Here is a 19,961-nt window from a genome sequence, read left to right as displayed (position 1 = left end):
GTATCTGATCGTGGACAAATGGACCAGTCGTTGGGATCTGGATTGTAAGCCGCTACACATAACGATCAAAACGAAGATGCCCAGTCACGCTAATACAGCCTCCAGGCGAAGAGAATGCGCGGCAGGCCTCACTTCTTTTTTTCGTCCGTGACCAGGCAACGGTTTTTCCTCCACGATAACCAGTCCGGAATCCGCTAATAAATCTATATCCCGCTTCACAGCACTACGATCCCGCCCAAGACGTTCCGAAATCTCTGTAATGGAAAGTGGTCTCTCTAACACCACTTGCATCAGTGCAAGCCGGGCCGTAGTCAGCAAATGCAGCAAGTCTGCGGCGCCTTCAAAACTAATGATCTTTTCTTCGGAAATGGACTGTCTGGCATCCGCTGTACGAGCAATCTTCCTACCCCGTTCAAAGAACATTTTTTCATTGGCTACCTGCAGTAACATTTTATTGCCTCCTTAAGGCCATCCAATCCTCTTCAAAACGTGCTTCGACTTCCTCAAAACTGACAAAATCTATCGGGTGCATATCCCCCAAATAATGACGATGGTGGTATCCGGGCTGGTTGTCGTATCCCACAACACGACCATTATCCACGGCGCATATCGCGTGACTGATATAGGCTAGTGTAGTGTTGCATTCTTGGTGAACCTTAAGGTTAATGATGATAAAATAGCTCCATGTTGAGGGTATGAATGGAGTCGAGCCTTGCGAGTTGCGCCCACAGTCACTTTAACCAGCGAAGAGCGGTCCGAGTTGTCCCGTATAGTCTCCTCCCGATTAAGCAGTGTCCGCTTGTCATTACGGGCACGGATGATATTGCTGGCGGCAGAGGGCTTGCAGAACAAGGAAATTGCGGAGCGCCTGGGGGTGGATCGCCTGCCTGCAAGTCGCACGTTGGCGCAAGCGTTATCTGGAACACCGCTTGTCGGGCATTGAACGCGATTTACCGCGCGGCGCCCCTCCGGTGAAAATGGATGTGGCCCGTCTGGTAGAATTGACCACGCAGAGTAAGCCGGAAGCGATGACGCATTGGAGTACGCGCAGGATGGCGGCAGAACTGGGTGTCAGTGCCGCCAGTGTGTCGCGGCATTGGCGCAAGCATGGCCTCAAGCCTCATCTGCTGCGTGGTTTCAAGGTGTCACGAGACCCGCATTTTGTGGAAAAGCTGGAAGATATTGTGGGGTTGTATATGTCTCCCCCGGAGCATGCCTTGGTGCTCTGCGTGGATGAAAAAAGTCAGGTACAGGCCCTGGACCGGACCCAACCGGGACTCCCCCTCAAAAAGGGCCGCGCAGAAACGATGACCCACGACTACAAACGTAATGGCACTACGACCTTGTTTGCCGCACTCAACGTGCTGGATGGTCAGGTCATCGGACAGTGTCAACAGCGCCATACCCATGTGGAATGGCTGAAGTTCCTGAAGAAAATTGATCGGCAGACGCCCAGGGACAAGGCTCTGCATCTGATCGCCGACAACTATGCGACCCATAAACACCCGGTAGTACAGGCGTGGCTCGACAAGCACCCGCGTATTCACATGCACTTCACGCCCACTTCGGCATCCTGGCTCAATATGGTCGAGCGTTTCTTTCGGGATATCACGACCCAGCGGTTACGTTGTGGGGCGTTCACCAGTGTGCCTGAACTCATCCAGGCCATTGAGGGGTACATCGACCACCACAACACCCATCCCAAACCCTTCATCTGGACCAAAACCGCCCGCGACATCCTGCAAAAGGTCATTCGCGCCAATAGCCACTTAAGCAGCAAACAGAATGCAACACTACACTAGGTTGTACCGCGTTACTTCGCCCCTTTCATCCACCCACACTTCCCGGCGCAGCTGCCCATTCCCTCGCTTTCTGGAAATATGATGAACTTCATCAACGAGCTTCTTGTCAGCTATGATTTAATATATCGCTTCTGATACCAAACAAGCCACTCATCCCCAAAATCGCCACCACGATTTTCTCATGGCAACTTGGCTACTGGCCTGCTCGTCCAGCGTGTACGGGTTGCTGTGGATCTCCCAAACCTGCCAGCGGTCGTTAAAGGGGTTTTTGCAGATGAGGCCAGCATAACCAGGGTCCGCACCCAAAACGGCGGTATAGGCCCGCTCAATGCTGGCGATGTAGCGCAAGGGTTTGAGGCGCGCGAGTTCCGTCCGGCATACACTCGCCTCCAGCAGATAAATCAGGTGGCCACGCTTTGTCCGGTGATTCATGACGGCCATGTTGGGCGCAGGCAGTCCAACACTTTCCCAGATCGGCCACCAGTCTGTCGGATTCACACAGGCACGGTCCACGTCATAGACCATGGCCCAGATCATGCCGGGGTGGTTGTGCTGGATGTAAGCGCGTTGTAAGGCGGTTTTTAAGGACCGGATTTGCAGGCCTGCAGTCAGGTCATCCGTGCAATACGGCTTATGGGGCAGGTGTTCGGCAAAGCGGTCAAGAACACAGGAGGCTGTGGGATCAAATCTGCCCATCAAAGCCCCCGATCGCGCTCATGCTCTGCATGGGGATCGGACAGGCTAGGCTTTGATTGCATAGCCAAGGGTGGCTATACTGGACCTGTCGGTCGCCGGACTTGCGATGCCCCGTATACCTTTGTCTGCCCAGACTGTCAGGTTACGGGGCATTACCATTTCTATCATGGGTAATACCTTCGGTTGTTATTAATCCTCTGAGACTACGCCCGAGAGCCTCTATTCGGCAAGATTAGCCCCAAAACTGCCACCATCGACGCTTTTCTGTTGTCCTTTGGTCGGTCAATACCGCCTGCGCCCTCTCAAGCTGTTGACGCAGCCACACTTCGCGCTCTCCTCCCTCAGCTATTTGCCGCTCCAAACGGCGAATAACTTCATCTTTTGCAGCAAGCTCGACCTCCAACACCTTGATGTCAACAACATTTTCTTGCGTCATTTCATGTAAATTATTGTCGCCTTCTTGTCTCTCCGAAAATTTCCCTTCCAAAACCCCAAAAACTCTAATAAGTTCGGATGTTTCAATCAGAGGGGCTCCGCTTGGATCCCTTTCAACGCTTATTTTCCCTGTATTTATGTAAGCCTTGTAAAGATATTGGCGACTGACTCCTGCCAATTTTGCAGCATGCGTTACCGTAACAAAAGACATGTCTTCACCTGTTAACCGTATATGTCATTTAGTGTAATGTTGTTGACATATATCATGTCAATCAGAAAATCTGTCCATAAGTTTCCCTCAGAGGCTTGCACCACAATCGAATTGAATCTACAATGTTTATTCATTAAACACGGGGCACACTCATGAATCAGACCAAAATTCAGAAGTGGGGACACAGCATGGCCCTACGCATACCCGCCACGACTATACGGAGTTGGGGCGTCGGCGAGGGTCAAGCCGTCTCATTGAAGATTGAAAACGGCGCACTGGTAGCACGACCAGCACAAAAGCGTTACACCTTGGACGAATTGCTATCACAATGTGACTTCACTCAGCCCATAAGCACCGAGGAGCGCGAATGGATAGACGCGCCATCCGTAGGCATTGAGGAAATTTGATGCGGTGGCCACGGCGAGGGGAGATTTGGCAGGCAAATCTCAGCCCGACTTCAGGCCGTGAGCAGCAAGGTCATCGCCCTATGCTGATCATATCGAGAGAAGCCTTCAATCGCTCTGGCCTGGTTTGGGTCAGCCCTATCACCCAAGGTGGCAATCAAGCTCGATTCGCGGGCTTTGCAGTCTCTTTGATGGAGTCTGGAACAAAAACACAGGGGATAGTGATGAGTAACCAATCCCGCACCGTTGACCTTATGGCAAGAGATGGCAAGTTTGTTGAGATGGTCCCAGATTCCATAGTCGACGAAGTGATAACCAAAATACAGGCCATTTTGGAATGACCAAATAAGTAGACCCAACGTAATGTCCCATAATCGGCCCTCGTGGGTGGCAGAAGAACCGAGCAAAACCGGGCGATCTGCCGTTCAGGGTTTTGGGACTACGAGACAGAATGACGCATTCTGTCCTGTAGACCAAGAACAAACCATTTCATGCTACCTCTGAACCTTTCTTAGCGTTCATTGCCCGATTCCATATAAGTCATAGGGTGGAGGTGCACAGACGAAAGCGAAAACCATGGCCCTAAACACTCTCCTGACCCAAATCCATCTGACCATTTCTGTCGCTGAAGACGAGTCTGTACTGCTACAACACCTATGCGAAATTGCCGTGCAGCAAGCCGATCTGAAGCTAGCCTTTATTTCCCGACCAGATGCACAGGGGCGATTTCAGTTTCTGGCTACTGCCGGACAAGTGGACTACCTCAAAGATCTGTTCATCTCCAGTGATGCGCAGATTCCAGAAGGGCAAGGCCCCGCAGGGAGTGCTTGGCGCGAGGCGCGCGCTTATATCGACAATGATTTTGCAAACGCGCCATTTCTGACCCCTTGGAAAGAGCGTGCACTGGCCTATGGACTGACCGCCAGCGCAATACTGCCCCTTTTCCGCAACGGAAAGGTCTGGGCACTTTTATCGGTCTATAGCGGCGATGGAACCCCATTCGACGATGTCCTGCGGACCATTCTGCAACAAATGTCCCTCCAGATCAGTCGGGGTCTGGAGCGACTGCAGGATATGCAGAGGTTGCGCTTTTTGCGCGCCTCGGTGGAGGCGCTGGATGGCGGCGTCACCATTGCTGACCCACAAAGACACTTTGTCTATACCAACCAAGCTTTTCTGAAACTCACCGGCTACACAGAGGAAGAAGTACTTGGACGCGACTGCAAGTTTCTGCAAACCCGGCAGACCGATGCACAGACTGTCAGGGAGATTGCCATTGCTTTGGCGCAGGAACAGTCCTACACCGGAGACATCCTCAACCAGCGCAAGGACGGCACTTTGTTCTGGAATCGTTTGCACATTGATCCTGTTCTCAATGATCAAGGTACATTGACCGGATTCATCGGCCTGCAACAGGACATCACCCAGGAACGCGAAAACAGGAATCTTCTCCAGACACTGCTGGACAACGCGGCGGTGGGGATTATGGTAGTGCGCCAACGCCACATCGTGCAGTGCAACCAGCATATGGCAGACATGATGGGTCTGTCGCTAGAGCGCATGATCGGGCAAGACACCCGGTTACTTTACCCTGATGAGGCAAACTGGGAACGGGTTGGACAGGCCTATTCCGAGCTCTTCCAAACGGGAACGACCGTTGTCCGCCGTATCGCATTCTCTCATGCCGATCAACAACCACTGCTCATCGACGCATTCGGGACGTTGCTGGAGGATCAGGAGACCTCCATCTGGACCATGGTGGATGTGACGGAGTCGGTGCAGCAGGCACAGCAGCTAAAGAAACAGCAGAAGATCTATCAGGCTTTGTCCGTGGAAGCGGATCTCCTTTTGCAGGGGCGTGATGTACAGGACATGCTGGAAACTACCTGCACCCAGCTCGTGGACATGGAGGTCTTTCATACCATCGGCGTTGTGCGCCCTGACCCGCAGGGAAGAGTGCAGGTGCTAGCTGGGGCGGGTCCCGGAGTCGAGAAGATGCAACCGTTCCAAATCTACGTGGACGATCCTTCTTGCCTTTCTGCACGCGCATGGAGCGAGCAGAAAACCATCGTACATTCCGATTTCTCTTCTTCACAGGCAGACCGTCCGTGGGGACAGATACTCGCTACATTCGGATGGAGTTCGGCATTAGCGACTCCTGTATGGAGAGATGGAAAACCCTTCGTCGTCATAACGTTTATTTCCACGGAACCGGTTTTCGATAGTGACACCATCACCGCCTGTGAGCGCGCAGCCTCCTTGCTGGGTCACAGCCTGGACGAATATGACCTCAAGGAGCGTCTGCGTTTTCTGCAGGAACAGGAGGCGCAGCTCGCCAGGACCGACCTGGTTACGGGATTGCCCAACCGGCGTTTCCTGGAAACGCAGATGGAGCAAGCCATGCTCCGAGCCATTCGGCACAATCGTCTTTTGGCGGTCTGTATGCTCGATCTGGATAATTTCAAACCAATCAATGACACCTATGGTCATGAGATAGGCGATGAAGTGCTGATGATGCTGGGTAAACGTTTGTCTAATACGTTGCGCAAAACCGATTTTATCGCCCGTTACGGAGGGGATGAATTCGTGCTCCTGCTGGAAGATTTGGCGGGGCATGCAGACCTTGCGCAACTCCTGAAAAAGATTGAGGAGATCATCACCGTACCCATCCGTCTGAGTAATGGTGAAAGCGTTCAGGTTGGGGCAAGCATGGGTATCGCGCTCTATCCTACTGCTGATACAGACCAAGCAGATCAGCTGCTGCGCTGGTCTGATCAGGCGCTCTATGAAATCAAAGCCCACAAAGCGGATCGGGAGAATTGCTGGATGGTTTTCGGCGAAGATCTCCATCCAGATCAGCGTAATCCGGCACAGGTTCTGCTGGATAACGGCGCACTGGAGGTCTGGTATCAACCCATTCTTGATAATTTTACCCGGAAGATTGTTGGATTAGAGGCGTTGGCACGCTTAAGAGATACCGAGGGGAAGCTTTGGACCCCTGCTCGCTTTTTACCGGAATTAAAGACCATGGACCTTACTACATTGACGAAGGGCGTGCTTTCACAAGCATTGGTGGATCTTGCGGTTCTGGACGGGCAAGGATATTCCTTATGGGTATCCGTCAATCTTGATGCGCATTCCGTTTCTGCCGAATGCGTAGAATGTTTAAGGGCACTGATTGCGCCAACCCGCATCGATCCATCCCGTATTACCCTGGAAATTCTTGAAGGAGATGACTTCCTGGAGCAGTCCTCGTCCATAGAGCATCTTCTTGAAATGAAACGGTTCGGTGTTCATCTGGCATTAGATGATCTCGGCAGCGCCTATGGTTCACTCCTGCGCTTAAAAACACTGCCTTTTGATAAAATCAAACTGGATCAGGCTTTTGTTCGCACACTGGAGAAACAACCCCGAGATCTTTATTTTGTGAATACGGTGCAGGATCTGTCTACCAGTTTAGGGGTGACTCTGGTTGTAGAAGGGGTGGAAACAGAAGACATCCTGGATGCGGTCACGGTTGCAGGCGTCTCCCTTTTACAGGGATACGCTATTGCTAGGCCCTTGCCCATGAAAGAACTACAGCAATTCTTGCGGCGCCCAGCCATTGAGCGATCGACTTATCCTCATACCTTTTTGGGGCTATACGCCCTTCATCTCAGCCTCCACAGCGTCCTGGAAAAAACCATGCGCCAGAATCTTCGGCTGATGAATTATAAAGAGATGGTAGATCCTGGCGTTTGTCCATTACACAGGGCGATGCAGCATCTGGGTGTATCAGAAGGAAGCCCATTAGATCAGCGTCATAGGGAGTACCACAAAGCCCTCGCAGAGATGATCCGCCAATTATCAGTCTCTCTAGAAGCTTTAGACTGGTGCATTATGGAACAAGCACAAAACGCGCTGGGAGAAGCCATTCTCGATGCCTATTCATCGAAGCATCATCGCCCGGCCGATGAGGAGTTATGAGGGGACTTGCTACAGCAAGTTTCACGGAAGCATCACGAACAACCCTATTTTGGGAGGTCTGCCGCAATCGTTACGGTAACGGCTGTTTCACAGACCCCCGGATTGTTAATCCGCTGGTCTGACTGGCTCTGAAGCCATTATCCATGCTGGTTTTTGGTCTTTGAATGGGGCAGATTTGACCACATTGCCCAAAATGCGCCCAAGTGTCTCCCGAAAAACCCTATTTGCGACCAGTCACGAAACTCTGTGACTGTCGTTACGCCGTAACAGTAACGTATCGCAATAATGGTTACGGAGGATTTAGTCGCTAGAACAGTCCGCTGCTAATCTCCGGCATCCTGCTATTGACCAGCTCCGCGAGTTTTTCCAGACGGCTACGCAGTCGGGTGATGGCATCCCGGTCTGCCTCCATCACTTCCAGCAAAATGCCTTTTTTGAGGTTCAGAGATCGATAAAAGCGGGATATGTCTTCCCAGGTAGGCCGCAACGCTTTATTGGCGCTGTTGAAGTCCTCTTTCCAGTTGTCTTCCATGATCTGGATCAGATCGTCTGTTAGCCGGGTCAGATTGGGGATGTATGCCGTCAACGTGTTATCCAGTTGGTGCTGCATGGCAGAGACCCCAGACTGAAACTGAACGGCACGCTGCTGAATGTGGTTGATGGGCGATGAATCTTCTGGAATAGACGGAATTTCCTCAACGATCGCTGCTTCAGGCTGTCCCATGTTTTTTTCTGCTGGCAGATATTCTCCGGATTTTGTCTGTGTCGGTGCGGCCTTATTTTGTCGGGTCCATTGTTCTGTTCCCTTTTTGGGGGGTAGGGTCTTTTCGAGTTCCGCAAAGGTGGCCAGGATCAATCCTTCCGCTCTCAGATTGGGCAATGCATATTCATGCGCTGCGGAATCTTTGGGAAATCGGGCGAGATCCACAGCGTAGGCGCTGAAAGCCTGCCGAATCCAGGGATCCGGGTCATCAATGGTTCCGTATTCCACCAGCCGATAGCTGATTTTGGAAAGCACACTGAGATCGACATGTTTGCCGCGCTGGGTGTCCTTCCACAAATCGAAGAAGCGCGATGTAGCATCTTCCTCGCTGATCTGCAGCTGTCCGGCCAGCACGCGGATGATGCTGCGGCAGACCTTGGCCATGTTGCCGTAGCGATGAACGGTACGCGCACCAACATGATAAAGATCTGCAAGCTTTTCTCTTGTACGGCCATCCGCCGATGTTGAGGAAACAACGGTGTCATTTGGCACCGTTGTTTTGGCTGCATTCAAATTACCACTTGGTGCGCCCTCTCTCTGTTTTTCACTGATATAGTGGTTCCCAATCACCCAGACCTTTTCAAAATCCGAAAGATGGCGATGAGACCAATTGAGACGGGCGGCCATGTCCACTACGGCGGGATCATCGGGATTTAACGGCGTGTGGATGTAGGGAATCTGCTGCAGTCCCAGCCGATCTCCGACCATTATCCGCATGTATCCGTCAATGACATACAGCGCGCCGTCATTATGCTCAATGGCGACAACCGGATTCAGGATGCCCATTTCCCGAGCACTGTCGAGCAGGGTAGTGAACTCGGGTCGCCCGTTGTCTCTGGGGGGCATCAATTGAATGACGCTTTCAATGCCGGTAAACCGCTCAACTCTGGCGTAGCGGATTTCCCGGTTATTGATCTGGGTCTGGGCCAATGCTTGTGTGCTCATAAAAAAGCCTCCTTACAAGAATAACAACCGTTTTAGCAAACCTACTGACAGACGCGCAACCTATTGATTGTCCGACATCCAGCCATCTGGACGGGGTCTAAAAACTGCACCTTTGGTGCGTCAGGTGTGGTGAAATAAAAAGCGTCGGACAGGGCGTCCGACAGCATTGTCTGACGGGGTGTCAGACGCTTGGTCAGACAAAAAAACCGTGCTGTCTGACAGGCAGTCAGACGCCTCTCCCCTTTTCTCAACTGCCGTCCAATTCGGTTCTCGCGACTTCCGTCAGCACTTCAATAGCCTCGATGAGGCCACCCGCTGTATATGGACTTAGGCGTACCGCTGGCCTACCAGTACAATCAGCGCATCTGTCATTCGATACATCGCCACGAAGAACGGACAGAATCGCTGTAATGCCGTCGAGCGCCGCCGCACCGGAGCTGTCAGTCCGGTCCACATCAAAATATTGCGCTTCGTTGATCTCGGTTAAATCTGTGAGGTTTTCCATGATCTAAGCCCTCTGTGCAAAGTGCCTGAATGACTCAGGCGGCCAGGGGCTAATCAGTGCTTGTGGAGCACCGGACGTATTCCCGTTTCCGGTATTGTATTAGGGGTCCCTTCAGAAAACGGAATATAAAACCCGTTAAGGGCGCGATGCTCCTGGAATCCAGCGATAGAGCGTCGGCAAGGATACCTCGAGGTGCTCCGCGACCTCTCTGCGTGGTGTGCCGTTATCCAGAAGTTTCCTGGCCGATGCCACCTTGCTCTCCGTCATGGGGGTGTAAGCCTGAACCTCAGATTTTTACGTCAAACTTGAAAAACCTGCTCTGGAGTTTTGTGTGAAACGCCTCCCAGATGATTTGAAAAAAAGACCAAAACCCCGCTCTGGTGCGGGCTGTCGGAAAACCATGTCGGTCAGGTGCGATGCTCGGAAACTCTGCCGCCGATGTTTCCCGACGGAATTTTCTGGGGTTCCGGCTTACACCCCCAGGCAGGGAAAATATCGGCCGCTGAGGCCCTTCGCAGGAGCTTAACGGGTTTTATATTCCGTTTTCTGAAGGGACTGTCACGGGCCGGCAATATGGCGCCACCGAAGGTCGGCATAATGGCGCCATTTCAAAGTGTCAAAATCGGGGTCTCAAACAGGGTCAAGATTGGGCGATTTTTGGGTGTTTCGCAACCGTCCTTTTCGGGTCCTCTGGCAGGGCCTTGGCGTGCGGTAACTTTCCCCTTCCAGGATGAGTCGGTAAGCACCGTGCCGTAACCGATCCAGCGTGGCTACGCCCAGCATTCGGTTAGCGGGAAAGACGTCTCCCCATTCGTTAAAATCCAGGTTACTGGTCACCATAGTTGTGGTCTGTTCATAGCGCTCGGCGATGAGGTCGTGAAAGTCCTCATCATGGGGCGGTCGCAATGGCTTGAGTCCAAAATCATCCACGATCAGGAGAGAGACTCTGACCCACTGCCGGAAAACCTTGTCATAGGTACCCGTAGCCCGAGCCGCATGGAGACCACCCACCAATTCACTTTGCGTGAGGAATCGCACATCAACAGCTTGGCGGACAGCGCTGTGGCCCAGCGCTTGCGCGAGATGGCTCTTGCCCGTACCACAGGGCCCAACGATGAGCACAGGGGCTTTCTCCTGGAGATAGCGGCCTGTGGCGAGCTCGTGCACCATGCTGCGATTTAAGGTCGGCAGGCGATCAAAGGCAAAATCCTCCAGTGTTTTGTGGTTGCGAAACCGGGCTTGGCGTAAGAGCGTGTCGAATTTCTTTTGGTCCCTGCGGGCCATTTCATCCTGAAGTAAAAGCGCGAGAAATTCGGTGTAGGCGAGTTGCCCGTCGATCGCCTGGCGATTACGGGCTTCCAGGGTCTCCAGTACCCCGGATAGACGCAAGGAGCGTAGAGCATAAAGTAATTCTTGGGTTTGCATGGTGTATGCCTCTCAATGAAAAAGGTTTCTGCTGTCGCGCAGGAAACGGCCACCGCGCGTATAGGTGCTGTCGTTCTGAATGTCGACCGGAGTGAGTGGTTCCTGATCAAGCCCTTTCTTCAGGATCTCAGCGATGGGCTTATAGCGCGCATTCCCGTAATGCACCGCTCGTGCACAAGCATTCTCCAACCGCTGCGGACTGTACTTCTCGCGGAGACGCAAGAGATTCTGCACCGTGCGCAAATAGACGAGTTGACGGTCAGCAAAGAGCTGATGAACCACCGCATGACAATGAGGGCCGACACCTTCTGCCATGCGTAAACACCATTGGATGTCCTGAGTCTGCCAGGCTTGGGCCTCCGGTGGCAGATGATCCCGGACGGTGGCAAAGCTGCCCGGTTGAAAGAGCCGTGGATGCGTAGCAATCAAGGCCTGTTCCCAATAAATTCGGACAGTGGTGTAGGTGGCACGCAACCAGAGCTGCTGGTCAACAAATCGGAAGGGGACGGAATAATAGCAACGATTGTATTGGACATGCCCGTCGCGATAGACCTTTGGGCGAGCCCATTCGGAGATTTCTGGCGGGTTCTCCGGTAACGGTTGCAGTAAGGGCCGCTCGACCTCGGCAAAGCGGTTGAGTGGCACCTCTCTGGTCGTGCCATGGATCCGGTTGCCCGCTTCGCCCAGCACCCATTCCTGAAGCTGATGCTGGGCGTCATCACGGTGGCGAAACTCCCGCAAGGGCAAAAAGGATCGCTTGATGTATTTCACACCCGATTCCACGATACCCTTTTTTTGCGGGTCATGAGGTGGGCAGGGATCGACCCGGAAACCATACCCCTCAGCGTATTCGCCATAAGCCCGTTGTACCACCGGATCATTGATACAAGCCTTCGTAATGGCGCATTTGGCATTATCAATAATCACCCGCTTGGGTACGCCTCCAAACCAGCGAAAAGCATGCTGGTGGCAAGCGAGCCACGTCATCACCTTCTGGTCCCAAACGAACTCCGCATATTGATGTCGCGACCAACACAAGGTCATCACAAAAAACCACGTCTTGCGTAATTCTCCTGTTCTGGGATCGGCCAGTAGCGGACCCGCACCGAAATCCACCTGGGCCGCTTCCCCCGGAGTGAAGGTCAGTCGGGAGGTGACGCGAGGGGGTTCGGCTGCATGAATCCCACGAATCAACCGTTTAACGGCGGAATAGCTACCGCCAAAGCCATACTGCCGCACCAGTGCTGCATGAATGGTGGTCCCCTGAATACCTTGGGCTACCCACGCGGTGATGCGTTCCTCATGCTCTCTGAGGCTGGAGAGACGCTGGGGTGGTTGACCTTCTGGCGGCCGTTGTAGGGCCACCGCCATCTCGGCATCCTCGGGCAATGGCTGCCGAGGATCCAGCCAGTTCCTTTGTGCAGCTTGCTGCCGCAACAGCCCCAATTTCTTACGGCCCATGAGTCCAGCACGGGCAATACTGCGGTCGGTGTCGCCTTGGCGCATCCGCACCAAAATCTGACGAATCGTAAACATCTCAAATCTCCTGTTGCTCATGGTTCCCTCCAAAAGTGAGGAAGGTAACCGATCCAATAGAAGTTCGAGACCCTGATAACTAAGCCGCAGGTGGCACCATTATGGTGACCCTGCAATGGCGCCATATTGCCGACCCGTGACAGTTTTCATAGTACGCCGAGTCAGGACCAGGACCATTCCCCCTGCGGCCCCCTACCCTGACCGCATGCTTAATGGACCTTTGGTCGCCGTCCCCGCCGGGCCTTGCCATGTTCTTCCAACAAAGCTTCCCCCCGTTCCTGCAAGGCCTGTGGATCTTCCTGAAGGGCTTTTTCAATAGCCGCGATAAAGTGACGGTAATCCCATTCCGGAGCTAATGCCTCAGCCGCCCGCACAAAGCGTTTTTCCTGCGCTACGTTTTTCTTACGAGCTGACGGAGTCTGCATCAACCGTTTTTTCGCCGCCTCGATTCTGGCCAGTGCCGCTTTCTGGCGTTCCAGAATCTCCGTCTGCTTTTTCTCCAGATCGGCCAGACGCTGTTCCGGAGTGCGCCGCACCCGTTTTTTCCCTTCAGTCACGTTTTCTCCTTTTCTGTTCCTCAGTGATTCACTTTCCCGGCAAACTCTTTCCCCGCCTTGAACTTGATACTTTTCTTGGCAGGTACTTCAATTTCCTGTCCCGTAGCGGGATTCCGGGCCTTACGCGCGGGTTTGTCCACGATTTCAAACGTACAGAATCCGGGAAAAGTGATTTTACCGGCCGCAGGCAATTCCGTTTCCAACGTATGACGGAACACCTGAAAACATTTTTCCGCATCCACTTTGGACATCTCCCCATGACGGGCCAGGGCAGCAATAAATTCGGTTTTGTTCATCAGAACCTCTTTTTTTAGGATACGTGTCTGGCCAATGTAGGGAATTCCCATAACCGGCGCAACACAAGCGCGTGCCATTCCGCGTAAGGTTTTATTGCGAATTGACCAATCTCCGCATCGCCTGACCGGGCTTAAAATGCACGCTGCGTTTTTCAGGTACGGCTACAGACGCACCCGTCTTCGGATTCCGGCCGGCTTTGGCCGCTATCGTATGCAGGGTAAACGCCCCGAAATCCCGGATCTCGATCCGCTCGCCGGCCCCTAAAGCTTGGGCACAATGATCCAGGATCAGTCCGACGGCCATAATGACCTCCTGGCGGGATATCGCTTGGTTTCCCTGATCCCGTAAGGCCTGATAGATCGTGTCCATGAGTTCGGATTTCGTCATTGTTTTTCTCACAGTGCTACTGATTCGTCAGCTTATCTAAAGAGAATTTTGGATGATTGTATCCACATTTTCTTCCACATAGAAACAGCCAGATAATGTCATTACGTCTTTTCAAAAACCTTTTTTTTGAGCGTTTTCTTTGCCTTTATTTTCTTCATCCGTCAAAAAAATGGAGTTTTCGAGCTATCCTTTATTTAGATTTCCCCGCAAAACGGTGTTCCCTGTATGCTCGGAGGTCCAGTCGGCCAGATCCAGCGCGACCAAGGGGACTTCTACCGGCACATAGCGATGCTGCCGTCGGGTTTTCTGAACTTGCTGTCGAATGACTTCTGCCGCTCCCGGAGAACCCACCCTTTCGCGCTGTTCGCGGGAGGGTTTCTGACCGATTCTGCCCCAACAGCGGAGCAGCTCCCATTGTCCCCAAAGATTCTGCTGCAGACAGAGCCGGTAATAGCGGAAGACCGGGGGTACTGCATCGGGTTGAACCTTCTGCCAGGTCACACACCACCAGTGGGACAGATCATAAACCAGATCGCTATCTGAATCGGACGTATCCATGACCCATTCTCCTCCAGCGATCGGTATGTCCTATAAAAACCGTAAAAACCTGTCAGCCCTGCCGGGACTAAGCCGCACGAGCGATATAGAGAACCCTCCCCCCCTATCGGGCGCCCTCCTCCGCTTCCCTACAGGCCCAGACATTGACCGTACTGCCCTTACTGCCGATCGTACAGGAAGGCACATACACTAGTCCCTGCGCCCGCAACTCCAGAAGCAATCCATTCACCCGGTTCACGGTCAATCGTAAGGCCCGGGCAATCTCCACGGAGGTACCGGGGTTTTGCTGCAGATAGGCAAGAATCCGCCCCATATCCTGAGCCGCCAGAGGATGGCGGGCTTGCGGGGTCCGCGCGTTCATTCTGACAACAGCCGCGCCCGTTGCATCAGTTCCTGAATCAATCCGCGCAGGATGACGTTCTCACCGGGAAGGTTTCGTCCCTTGCGATAGGCAATAGCGATTTGTTCCAGTAAGGCGGTATCGGACAACTGGGTTTCATCACCTCCTCCCCCCCAGACCAACGCATAATCCCTTTCCCGCTTGTCTCTTTGTCGTTCAGCCGGGCTTTTGCCCATTTTTAAGAACCCCCAAAACGGTTACAGGAGCAGAGCATAAACCGTGACTGTAACGACCACAAGAGGAATCGTCCTAACAGTTGACAAAGAGCTAATCAGAAAGCCGACACAGAATCCTACTGTAAAGGCCCAGAAACCGCCCCAGAACCGACGTAAATCCTATTCCGGTACATTTCCATCACTCAACCACCAAAATAACGCCCTACGCCAAATTTACCCCTCTTTTGTAAAACTAGAGGGGGAGCCACTGCCGTAGGCAGTGGGGGACGCAGTCCCCGAAGGGGGTCGACCCGGCAAGCCGTAGGCGCGGACAGGGGGACCAGCAGGGTCCCCGCCGGGTTAGGTTTGTGCCCGGCGCCGTAGGCGGCAAGTGGGTGCTCATTAAAATAAGGGGGATGCCGGGTGGGACACGCAGACGGACGCGAAGCGTCCAAAGGCGTGGGTTCGAGTCGGCGGGGGCGAAGCCCCCAAGAGACGGCGGCGGAGCTTGCGAAGCCAAGGATAATAAAAGGTTAATTAAAAGGATAAAAAGGATAGGGGCTGGTTAATTCGAGTTTTATTGTTAAAAAACAAAACGCTGAAAAAATGATGTGCGACCTGGATAACCTGCTATGTATATATTTTACAGTGTGTTTGGCTATAAATTGTGGTGATCACGATCGCTAATTTCTTTTTGATCACAACCCGCGACCTGAATAACCTGCCTTTAGCGAAACCCGCGACCTGAATAACCTGCCTTTAGCAAAACTCGCGACCTGGATAACCTGCCTAAAAATGACGTGCGACCTGGATAACCTGCTATGTGCGACCTGGATAACCTGCTATGTGATTTCTATCCCCTTGTTGGAAAATTTCTTAAATTTCATGGGGTGAGTCAGATAATTGAGATTCCGCCGCATTTCTACGTCTCCGGTTAGCCGCTTTTTGCTCTTGTGCAAACTCACTGGTTGGAAATATAGTGTAGACGACATCCTCTAGCTTTCCTCGAACGCCACGCTTTTCCACTTTCTCAACCAAGGAAACCGCCCCAAGAGATTTGATCTCTTCCCACGCTTCGTTTAAAGCAGCCAGAGCATCACGTTGGCGTGAATACCCATCAAGCAAAACACTGTCTCTTTTAATTGTACTTAGATTAATCTGGAAACTATTTGTAATTGATGCTTGCGTGTATTTTAACACCAGCTGACTAATTATCCACCGTGCAAGCTGTGAATTACACTTCATCAGGCGCTGATAATTAAATTGTCTATATGTAATATGATTTATACTGTTAGTGACAAGACCATGAAACTGAACAAACCATTTTGCCTCTGGATCTTCTGCTCTTTTTTTTCTATTAACCTTTGCTAAGGCTGGAAAGTATGGTTGGGATATCATATTTGGGTCATTAGGATCTGATTCAGCATCAATTACTGCTAGATATGAATAATGCAATATTTCAAGGCCTTCTACAATTCCGTTGTAAGTCATTGAATGGCCGTGTTTTGCTAGCTCTGTACGTAATCTATGTAAGGTAAACGACACACCGCTCCGATAGTCTGGCGCATCGTAAAAACCCGAAAAACTCTCTGTAGCTAATTTACGTAATGTGTGCTCAATTAGTTCTTCGCGCGCGCTTGGATAATGTTCTATTGTATCACCTGTATAATTTCCGTTTTTATCTCTAATATCTATTCTAGCAGGTCTTATTTGTGCTATATAGTTCCGTCCCCTATATTTAAAGTCGACCTTTCTTGCAGGAAGAAAACCGCCAGGAAGGCGCAATTCATCCTCTTTCTTTCTTGATATAGAATAGCGTGGTATGCTATCCCATAAGTCAATAGCATTAGATAGTGCCTCCGATTCGCTGTCAGAGTTAACCAAAAAATCTTGGAATAAATTCAGTTGCTTATTGCTAAAGGCATTTTCTGGGACTGGTTTGATAGATTGCATATTTCTTTTTTTTGGGGGGCGTGTCTTAGATTCCATGGCACATCTCCTTTAATTTATAATGAACTAATTTGTTTTCTTTGTAGAAAGAGATAGCGGAGAGATTGTTGCTATTTGTGGTTTGTGCCGCCTAGCAAAAACAGCATTTATACCTTCAGCAATAAGTGATTGAACGCTTGTTCTTTCTCGAGCCGCTAATATCTTCAACTCTGTTTGTACCTCAGGTGCAAAATGTCCTCCAATCAAGACGCGGCCAGCACGGGATGGTGGCAATTTTTTTGTATGCTCGATATGCTCATTTTGCACATCAATCTGAATAGATTTCCCTTGTGCGTTGTCAGGATGTAGCTCTTGTTGTTTAAGTCCTTGTGATAATGGGTTTATTTTTGCCATGCCTCTCTCCTAAATGGTTAAAAGCGATAATGTATACATGTATACAAGGTTAGATTCTTCCGAAGCTTTCCCTTTTGGTTCATACTCTTGTGCTGTCATGCCGACATTTCCCGCATGTCGATGTGCTGCGCGGAGGTGAAGGATTGTAGGACAGACATTAAACCCTTGTTTCGTAATGTATGTTGCGGCATCTAATCCTTCTTTACCCTGTGTTGCTGCTTTACTTATTAAGAATAAAGCCGGCCGATCCCCACCCAATCTTATTATGTCATTTAGTTTTGGTAGTGTTTCAATAGTATATAAGTGAGGTTCTACGGGTATTACCGTTAAGTCTGAATATCGAACAGCTTCTACAGAAGCACTTCCTGCATGGGGAGGCGTATCAATCACCACAAAATTTACGCCTTGTGCCTTGGCGTTTTCTAAAGAAACCGACAAACGAGTCGATGGAATTGCAACAACCCATGGAAATTCGGCTTCACGACGATCGGTCCATTGTGTTGCAGTTGCTTGAGGATCAAGGTCAAACACGGCAACCTTGTTGCCTGCTTGAACAGCAGCCACAGCAAGAGTCAAGGCAACTGTAGTCTTGCCCACACCTCCTTTTTCTGCAATTACCGACACAACTTTACACTCTGACATGTATACACCTCGTTATGTCATAATGGATACTTGTATAAGTGTATTGTATGGCGGATATATTAGTCAATACAGCGATATATGCCTTATCCATCACAGAGGAGTGGCAGCCTCTCGTTTTTCTCGATGAGCACCATCGTCAATGACGTCGATCCAATAATTCCGGATAATACCGCAATTACAAGAAGCAAAAAGCCAAGCCTATCATGCTACGTGTATACATGTAATTATTACGACATGTTAACATATCAACATGTCGTAATGTATTAGCGTAGTGGTGCAGGAGTGTATCCACTTACTGCTTGCGGACGAAATCATCCCCGATCAATTCTGGGGATTTAGTCAAATCTCTGCCAACTCCTCATAAATTATTCGTCCAGGCACAAATGGATATGGTAGCGTAGCGCCCAACAATCTGTGCCTCATGAAACTTACTGAAACTTCAGATTAATGGCTTCTCAGAAAAGGCCCTGACTCAAAGAACTCTATTGTCAAGCAGGGCAGGGGGTCTCCTGCAGGGCATCGGCCGGCCGGCCCAGGCGGTGCAGCGCGCCCGAATCCCCGGGCATCCCTTGGGCCACCAGCCGGCCTTCCGCAGTGCGCAAGGCGCCTTCCGCCCTCCCTTCAGGACTTACGCGACACGGCAAAACAATTTCAGCGCACCTAGCATTGTGCTACGATGTATTTATCCTGTAACACATGAGGGCAACGCCATGAGCGAGTCTACCTTTACTTTCCGGGTCGATGAAGCGCTGAAATCCGAGTTCTCCACCGCAGCCAAAAACCGCGATCGCAACGCCGCGCAGCTCCTACGCGACTTCATGCGCGACTTCGTTCGGCAGCAGCAGGAAGCCGCCGAGCATGACGCTTGGTTTCGTCGCCAGGCGCAAATCGGCCTTGACTCAGCCAATGCCGGTAATCTGATCCCAGCGGCCGAGGTCGAAGCAAAGTTCGCGGTCAAGCGGGCAGCAACACGCCGCCGACTTGAAGCCTCCGCCGAATGATGGCGTTGTTCTGGACGCCAGAGGCGACACAAGACCGCGACGAAATCTATGACTACATTGAGGCCGACAACCCGGCCGCCGCATTGGCCCTTGATGAACTGTTTGCAGAAAAGGCCGGGCGTTTGCTCGATCATCCCGGCATCGGTCGGCCTGGTCGTGTCGCAGGCACTCGCGAGCTAGTGGTTCATCAGAATTACATCCTGATCTATGACGTCGCTGGCGACCTGGTGCGCGTGCTGCGTGTGCTACACGCTACCAGGCAGTGGCCACCAGGTCGGAGGTGAAAATGGCGGCCATCTGGCCGCCCTTGACCGTTTCATTCGCTCTTACATAGGCGAAGAACTGCGCTGTCCTCGATGCCCAATCGTCGTTTTCCAGCTAAAGAAGGCATGTAGTTCTCGTGATTTGTCGCCATACAGCTAATATTATGGCGTTAATGTCGCAAAACGGCTCATCTAATGATTATAGGCGGTCTATCACGATCACAGTGAGACGCCCATGATCAGCCTTGATACGGTTTGACCCACCCTCACAACCGGGCCAGCAGCTTCTGCCCGTCGGGACGCAAGGTGGAGCTATGCTCGAAAGTGGTGTACGGGCGCGTTACAACTGGCTTGAATGAGGTGGCGTACTGTTGCTACAAAGGGTTTCCGACTCAAAGAGCAACATAAGGAGTACGCCGTGGAAAAGAATACCGTAATAGCAGGTGGGATGGGAGAGTTGGGTCTGGGCATTGAAGGGATACTTCGACGCGCGGCACGCTCTCTGATTGAGCAGGCCATAGAGGCAGAGGTGGCGGTATTGCTGGAAGAATTTGCGACGGTGCGGATGGTTGATGGGCGTCAGGCGGTCGTGCGTAATGGGCATCTGCCGGAGCGCGAGATCATGACCGCTCTGGGTCCGGTACCCGTCAAAGTACCCAAGGTGCGGGAC

At 51.8% G+C, this 19,961-nt stretch carries 23 protein-coding genes and 2 pseudogenes; 7 read left to right on the top strand and 18 right to left on the bottom strand.

Annotated features, from left to right (window positions below; genetic code table 11):
* Positions 1-84 precede the first annotated feature (84 nt).
* Together H7F11_RS07610 and H7F11_RS16720 are read right to left on the bottom strand one after the other, a co-directional pair.
* The gene (locus H7F11_RS07610) at positions 85-450 is read right to left on the bottom strand and encodes an HTH domain-containing protein (protein ID WP_075324173.1); all 366 of its coding nucleotides are present in this window, start codon (positions 448-450) and stop codon (positions 85-87) included.
* A gap of 1 nt (position 451) precedes the next feature.
* Positions 452-667: a DUF6516 family protein gene (locus H7F11_RS16720; RefSeq protein WP_278278542.1), complete on the bottom strand. Its 216-nt coding sequence runs from the start codon at positions 665-667 to the stop codon at positions 452-454.
* A 45-nt stretch (positions 668-712) separates the two neighbouring features.
* On the opposite strand from H7F11_RS16720, the pseudogene H7F11_RS07605 reads away from it, so the two are divergent.
* Positions 713-1,802: pseudogene (locus H7F11_RS07605) on the top strand (IS630 family transposase).
* Positions 1,803-1,952: 150 nt separating this feature from the next.
* Here the strand turns inward: H7F11_RS07605 and H7F11_RS07600 are convergent.
* Together H7F11_RS07600 and H7F11_RS07595 are read right to left on the bottom strand one after the other, a co-directional pair.
* Positions 1,953-2,498, bottom strand: a complete 546-nt coding sequence (locus H7F11_RS07600; protein ID WP_075323819.1) for a replication initiation protein — start codon at positions 2,496-2,498, stop codon at positions 1,953-1,955.
* 232 nt (positions 2,499-2,730) lie between these two features.
* Entirely contained in the window at positions 2,731-3,144 is a 414-nt protein-coding gene (locus tag H7F11_RS07595) for a hypothetical protein (protein WP_075323820.1), read from the bottom strand.
* 152 nt (positions 3,145-3,296) lie between these two features.
* Between H7F11_RS07595 and H7F11_RS07590 the strand changes: the two genes are divergently transcribed.
* The 3 genes from H7F11_RS07590 to H7F11_RS07580 all read left to right on the top strand — a co-directional run bounded on the left by H7F11_RS07590 (position 3,297) and on the right by H7F11_RS07580 (position 7,514).
* Positions 3,297-3,551, top strand: coding sequence for an AbrB/MazE/SpoVT family DNA-binding domain-containing protein (locus tag H7F11_RS07590; RefSeq protein WP_075323821.1), 255 nt, complete (start codon positions 3,297-3,299; stop codon positions 3,549-3,551).
* On the top strand, positions 3,551-3,889 hold the full coding sequence (locus H7F11_RS07585; RefSeq protein ID WP_075323822.1) for a type II toxin-antitoxin system PemK/MazF family toxin: 339 nt from the start codon (positions 3,551-3,553) through the stop codon (positions 3,887-3,889). Before H7F11_RS07590 ends, H7F11_RS07585 begins: the two co-directional genes overlap by 1 nt.
* A gap of 235 nt (positions 3,890-4,124) precedes the next feature.
* The gene (locus H7F11_RS07580) at positions 4,125-7,514 is read left to right on the top strand and encodes an EAL domain-containing protein (RefSeq protein ID WP_075323823.1); all 3,390 of its coding nucleotides are present in this window, start codon (positions 4,125-4,127) and stop codon (positions 7,512-7,514) included.
* A 307-nt stretch (positions 7,515-7,821) separates the two neighbouring features.
* On the opposite strand, the gene H7F11_RS07575 is transcribed toward H7F11_RS07580, so the two are convergent.
* The 14 genes from H7F11_RS07575 to H7F11_RS07510 form a co-directional block, all read right to left on the bottom strand.
* Positions 7,822-9,222, bottom strand: coding sequence for a ParB N-terminal domain-containing protein (locus H7F11_RS07575; RefSeq protein WP_075323824.1), 1,401 nt, complete (start codon positions 9,220-9,222; stop codon positions 7,822-7,824).
* Between the two features lie 247 nt (positions 9,223-9,469).
* Complete coding sequence (locus tag H7F11_RS07570) at positions 9,470-9,727, bottom strand: hypothetical protein (protein WP_075323825.1); 258 nt, start codon at positions 9,725-9,727, stop codon at positions 9,470-9,472.
* 135 nt (positions 9,728-9,862) lie between these two features.
* Positions 9,863-9,994 carry a helix-turn-helix domain-containing protein gene (locus H7F11_RS07565; protein WP_227485343.1) on the bottom strand — a complete coding sequence of 44 codons (132 nt, stop codon included), beginning with the start codon at positions 9,992-9,994 and terminating at the stop codon, positions 9,863-9,865.
* A gap of 363 nt (positions 9,995-10,357) precedes the next feature.
* Positions 10,358-11,152, bottom strand: a complete 795-nt coding sequence (gene istB, locus H7F11_RS07560; RefSeq protein ID WP_075323826.1) for an IS21-like element helper ATPase IstB — start codon at positions 11,150-11,152, stop codon at positions 10,358-10,360.
* A 12-nt stretch (positions 11,153-11,164) separates the two neighbouring features.
* Positions 11,165-12,688: an IS21 family transposase gene (gene istA, locus H7F11_RS07555; protein ID WP_084546933.1), complete on the bottom strand. Its 1,524-nt coding sequence runs from the start codon at positions 12,686-12,688 to the stop codon at positions 11,165-11,167.
* Between the two features lie 209 nt (positions 12,689-12,897).
* Positions 12,898-13,245 carry a hypothetical protein gene (locus H7F11_RS07550; protein WP_075323828.1) on the bottom strand — a complete coding sequence of 116 codons (348 nt, stop codon included), beginning with the start codon at positions 13,243-13,245 and terminating at the stop codon, positions 12,898-12,900.
* 20 nt (positions 13,246-13,265) lie between these two features.
* On the bottom strand, positions 13,266-13,541 hold the full coding sequence (locus tag H7F11_RS07545) for an HU family DNA-binding protein (protein WP_075323890.1): 276 nt from the start codon (positions 13,539-13,541) through the stop codon (positions 13,266-13,268).
* A 91-nt stretch (positions 13,542-13,632) separates the two neighbouring features.
* A complete protein-coding gene (locus tag H7F11_RS07540; protein WP_075323874.1) occupies positions 13,633-13,929 on the bottom strand; it encodes an HU family DNA-binding protein in 297 nt (98 codons plus the stop codon).
* Between the two features lie 183 nt (positions 13,930-14,112).
* Complete coding sequence (locus H7F11_RS07535) at positions 14,113-14,487, bottom strand: WGR domain-containing protein (RefSeq protein ID WP_075323873.1); 375 nt, start codon at positions 14,485-14,487, stop codon at positions 14,113-14,115.
* Between the two features lie 103 nt (positions 14,488-14,590).
* Entirely contained in the window at positions 14,591-14,848 is a 258-nt protein-coding gene (locus H7F11_RS07530) for a winged helix-turn-helix domain-containing protein (RefSeq protein ID WP_075323872.1), read from the bottom strand.
* The gene (locus tag H7F11_RS07525; protein WP_075323871.1) at positions 14,845-15,063 is read right to left on the bottom strand and encodes a hypothetical protein; all 219 of its coding nucleotides are present in this window, start codon (positions 15,061-15,063) and stop codon (positions 14,845-14,847) included. The genes H7F11_RS07530 and H7F11_RS07525 overlap by 4 nt, the downstream gene beginning before the upstream one ends.
* Before the next feature lie 855 nt (positions 15,064-15,918).
* Entirely contained in the window at positions 15,919-17,031 is a 1,113-nt protein-coding gene (locus tag H7F11_RS07520) for a hypothetical protein (RefSeq protein WP_075323830.1), read from the bottom strand.
* Positions 17,032-17,058: 27 nt separating this feature from the next.
* Positions 17,059-17,385, bottom strand: coding sequence for a ribbon-helix-helix domain-containing protein (locus H7F11_RS07515; RefSeq protein WP_024894654.1), 327 nt, complete (start codon positions 17,383-17,385; stop codon positions 17,059-17,061).
* A gap of 9 nt (positions 17,386-17,394) precedes the next feature.
* Positions 17,395-18,027, bottom strand: coding sequence for an AAA family ATPase (locus H7F11_RS07510; protein ID WP_024894655.1), 633 nt, complete (start codon positions 18,025-18,027; stop codon positions 17,395-17,397).
* 710 nt (positions 18,028-18,737) lie between these two features.
* Here H7F11_RS07510 and H7F11_RS07505 point away from each other — a divergent pair.
* The 3 genes and pseudogenes from H7F11_RS07505 to H7F11_RS07495 all read left to right on the top strand — a co-directional run.
* Positions 18,738-19,028 (top strand): CopG family ribbon-helix-helix protein, encoded by a 291-nt coding sequence (locus H7F11_RS07505; RefSeq protein ID WP_075323829.1) that lies wholly within the window; start codon positions 18,738-18,740, stop codon positions 19,026-19,028.
* Positions 19,025-19,312, top strand: a complete 288-nt coding sequence (locus tag H7F11_RS07500; protein ID WP_227485342.1) for a type II toxin-antitoxin system RelE/ParE family toxin — start codon at positions 19,025-19,027, stop codon at positions 19,310-19,312. Before H7F11_RS07505 ends, H7F11_RS07500 begins: the two co-directional genes overlap by 4 nt.
* Positions 19,313-19,646: 334 nt before the next feature.
* Positions 19,647-19,961: pseudogene (locus H7F11_RS07495) on the top strand (IS256 family transposase); the annotation flags it as partial.

Origin of the sequence: Acidithiobacillus sp. HP-2, assembly GCF_015100155.1 — a bacterium.
In the GTDB taxonomy this organism is placed as follows: Bacteria; Pseudomonadota; Gammaproteobacteria; order Acidithiobacillales; family Acidithiobacillaceae; genus Acidithiobacillus.
Note: the sequence above shows the minus strand (reverse complement) of the source record. Positions and strands in the feature narration are given on the sequence as shown.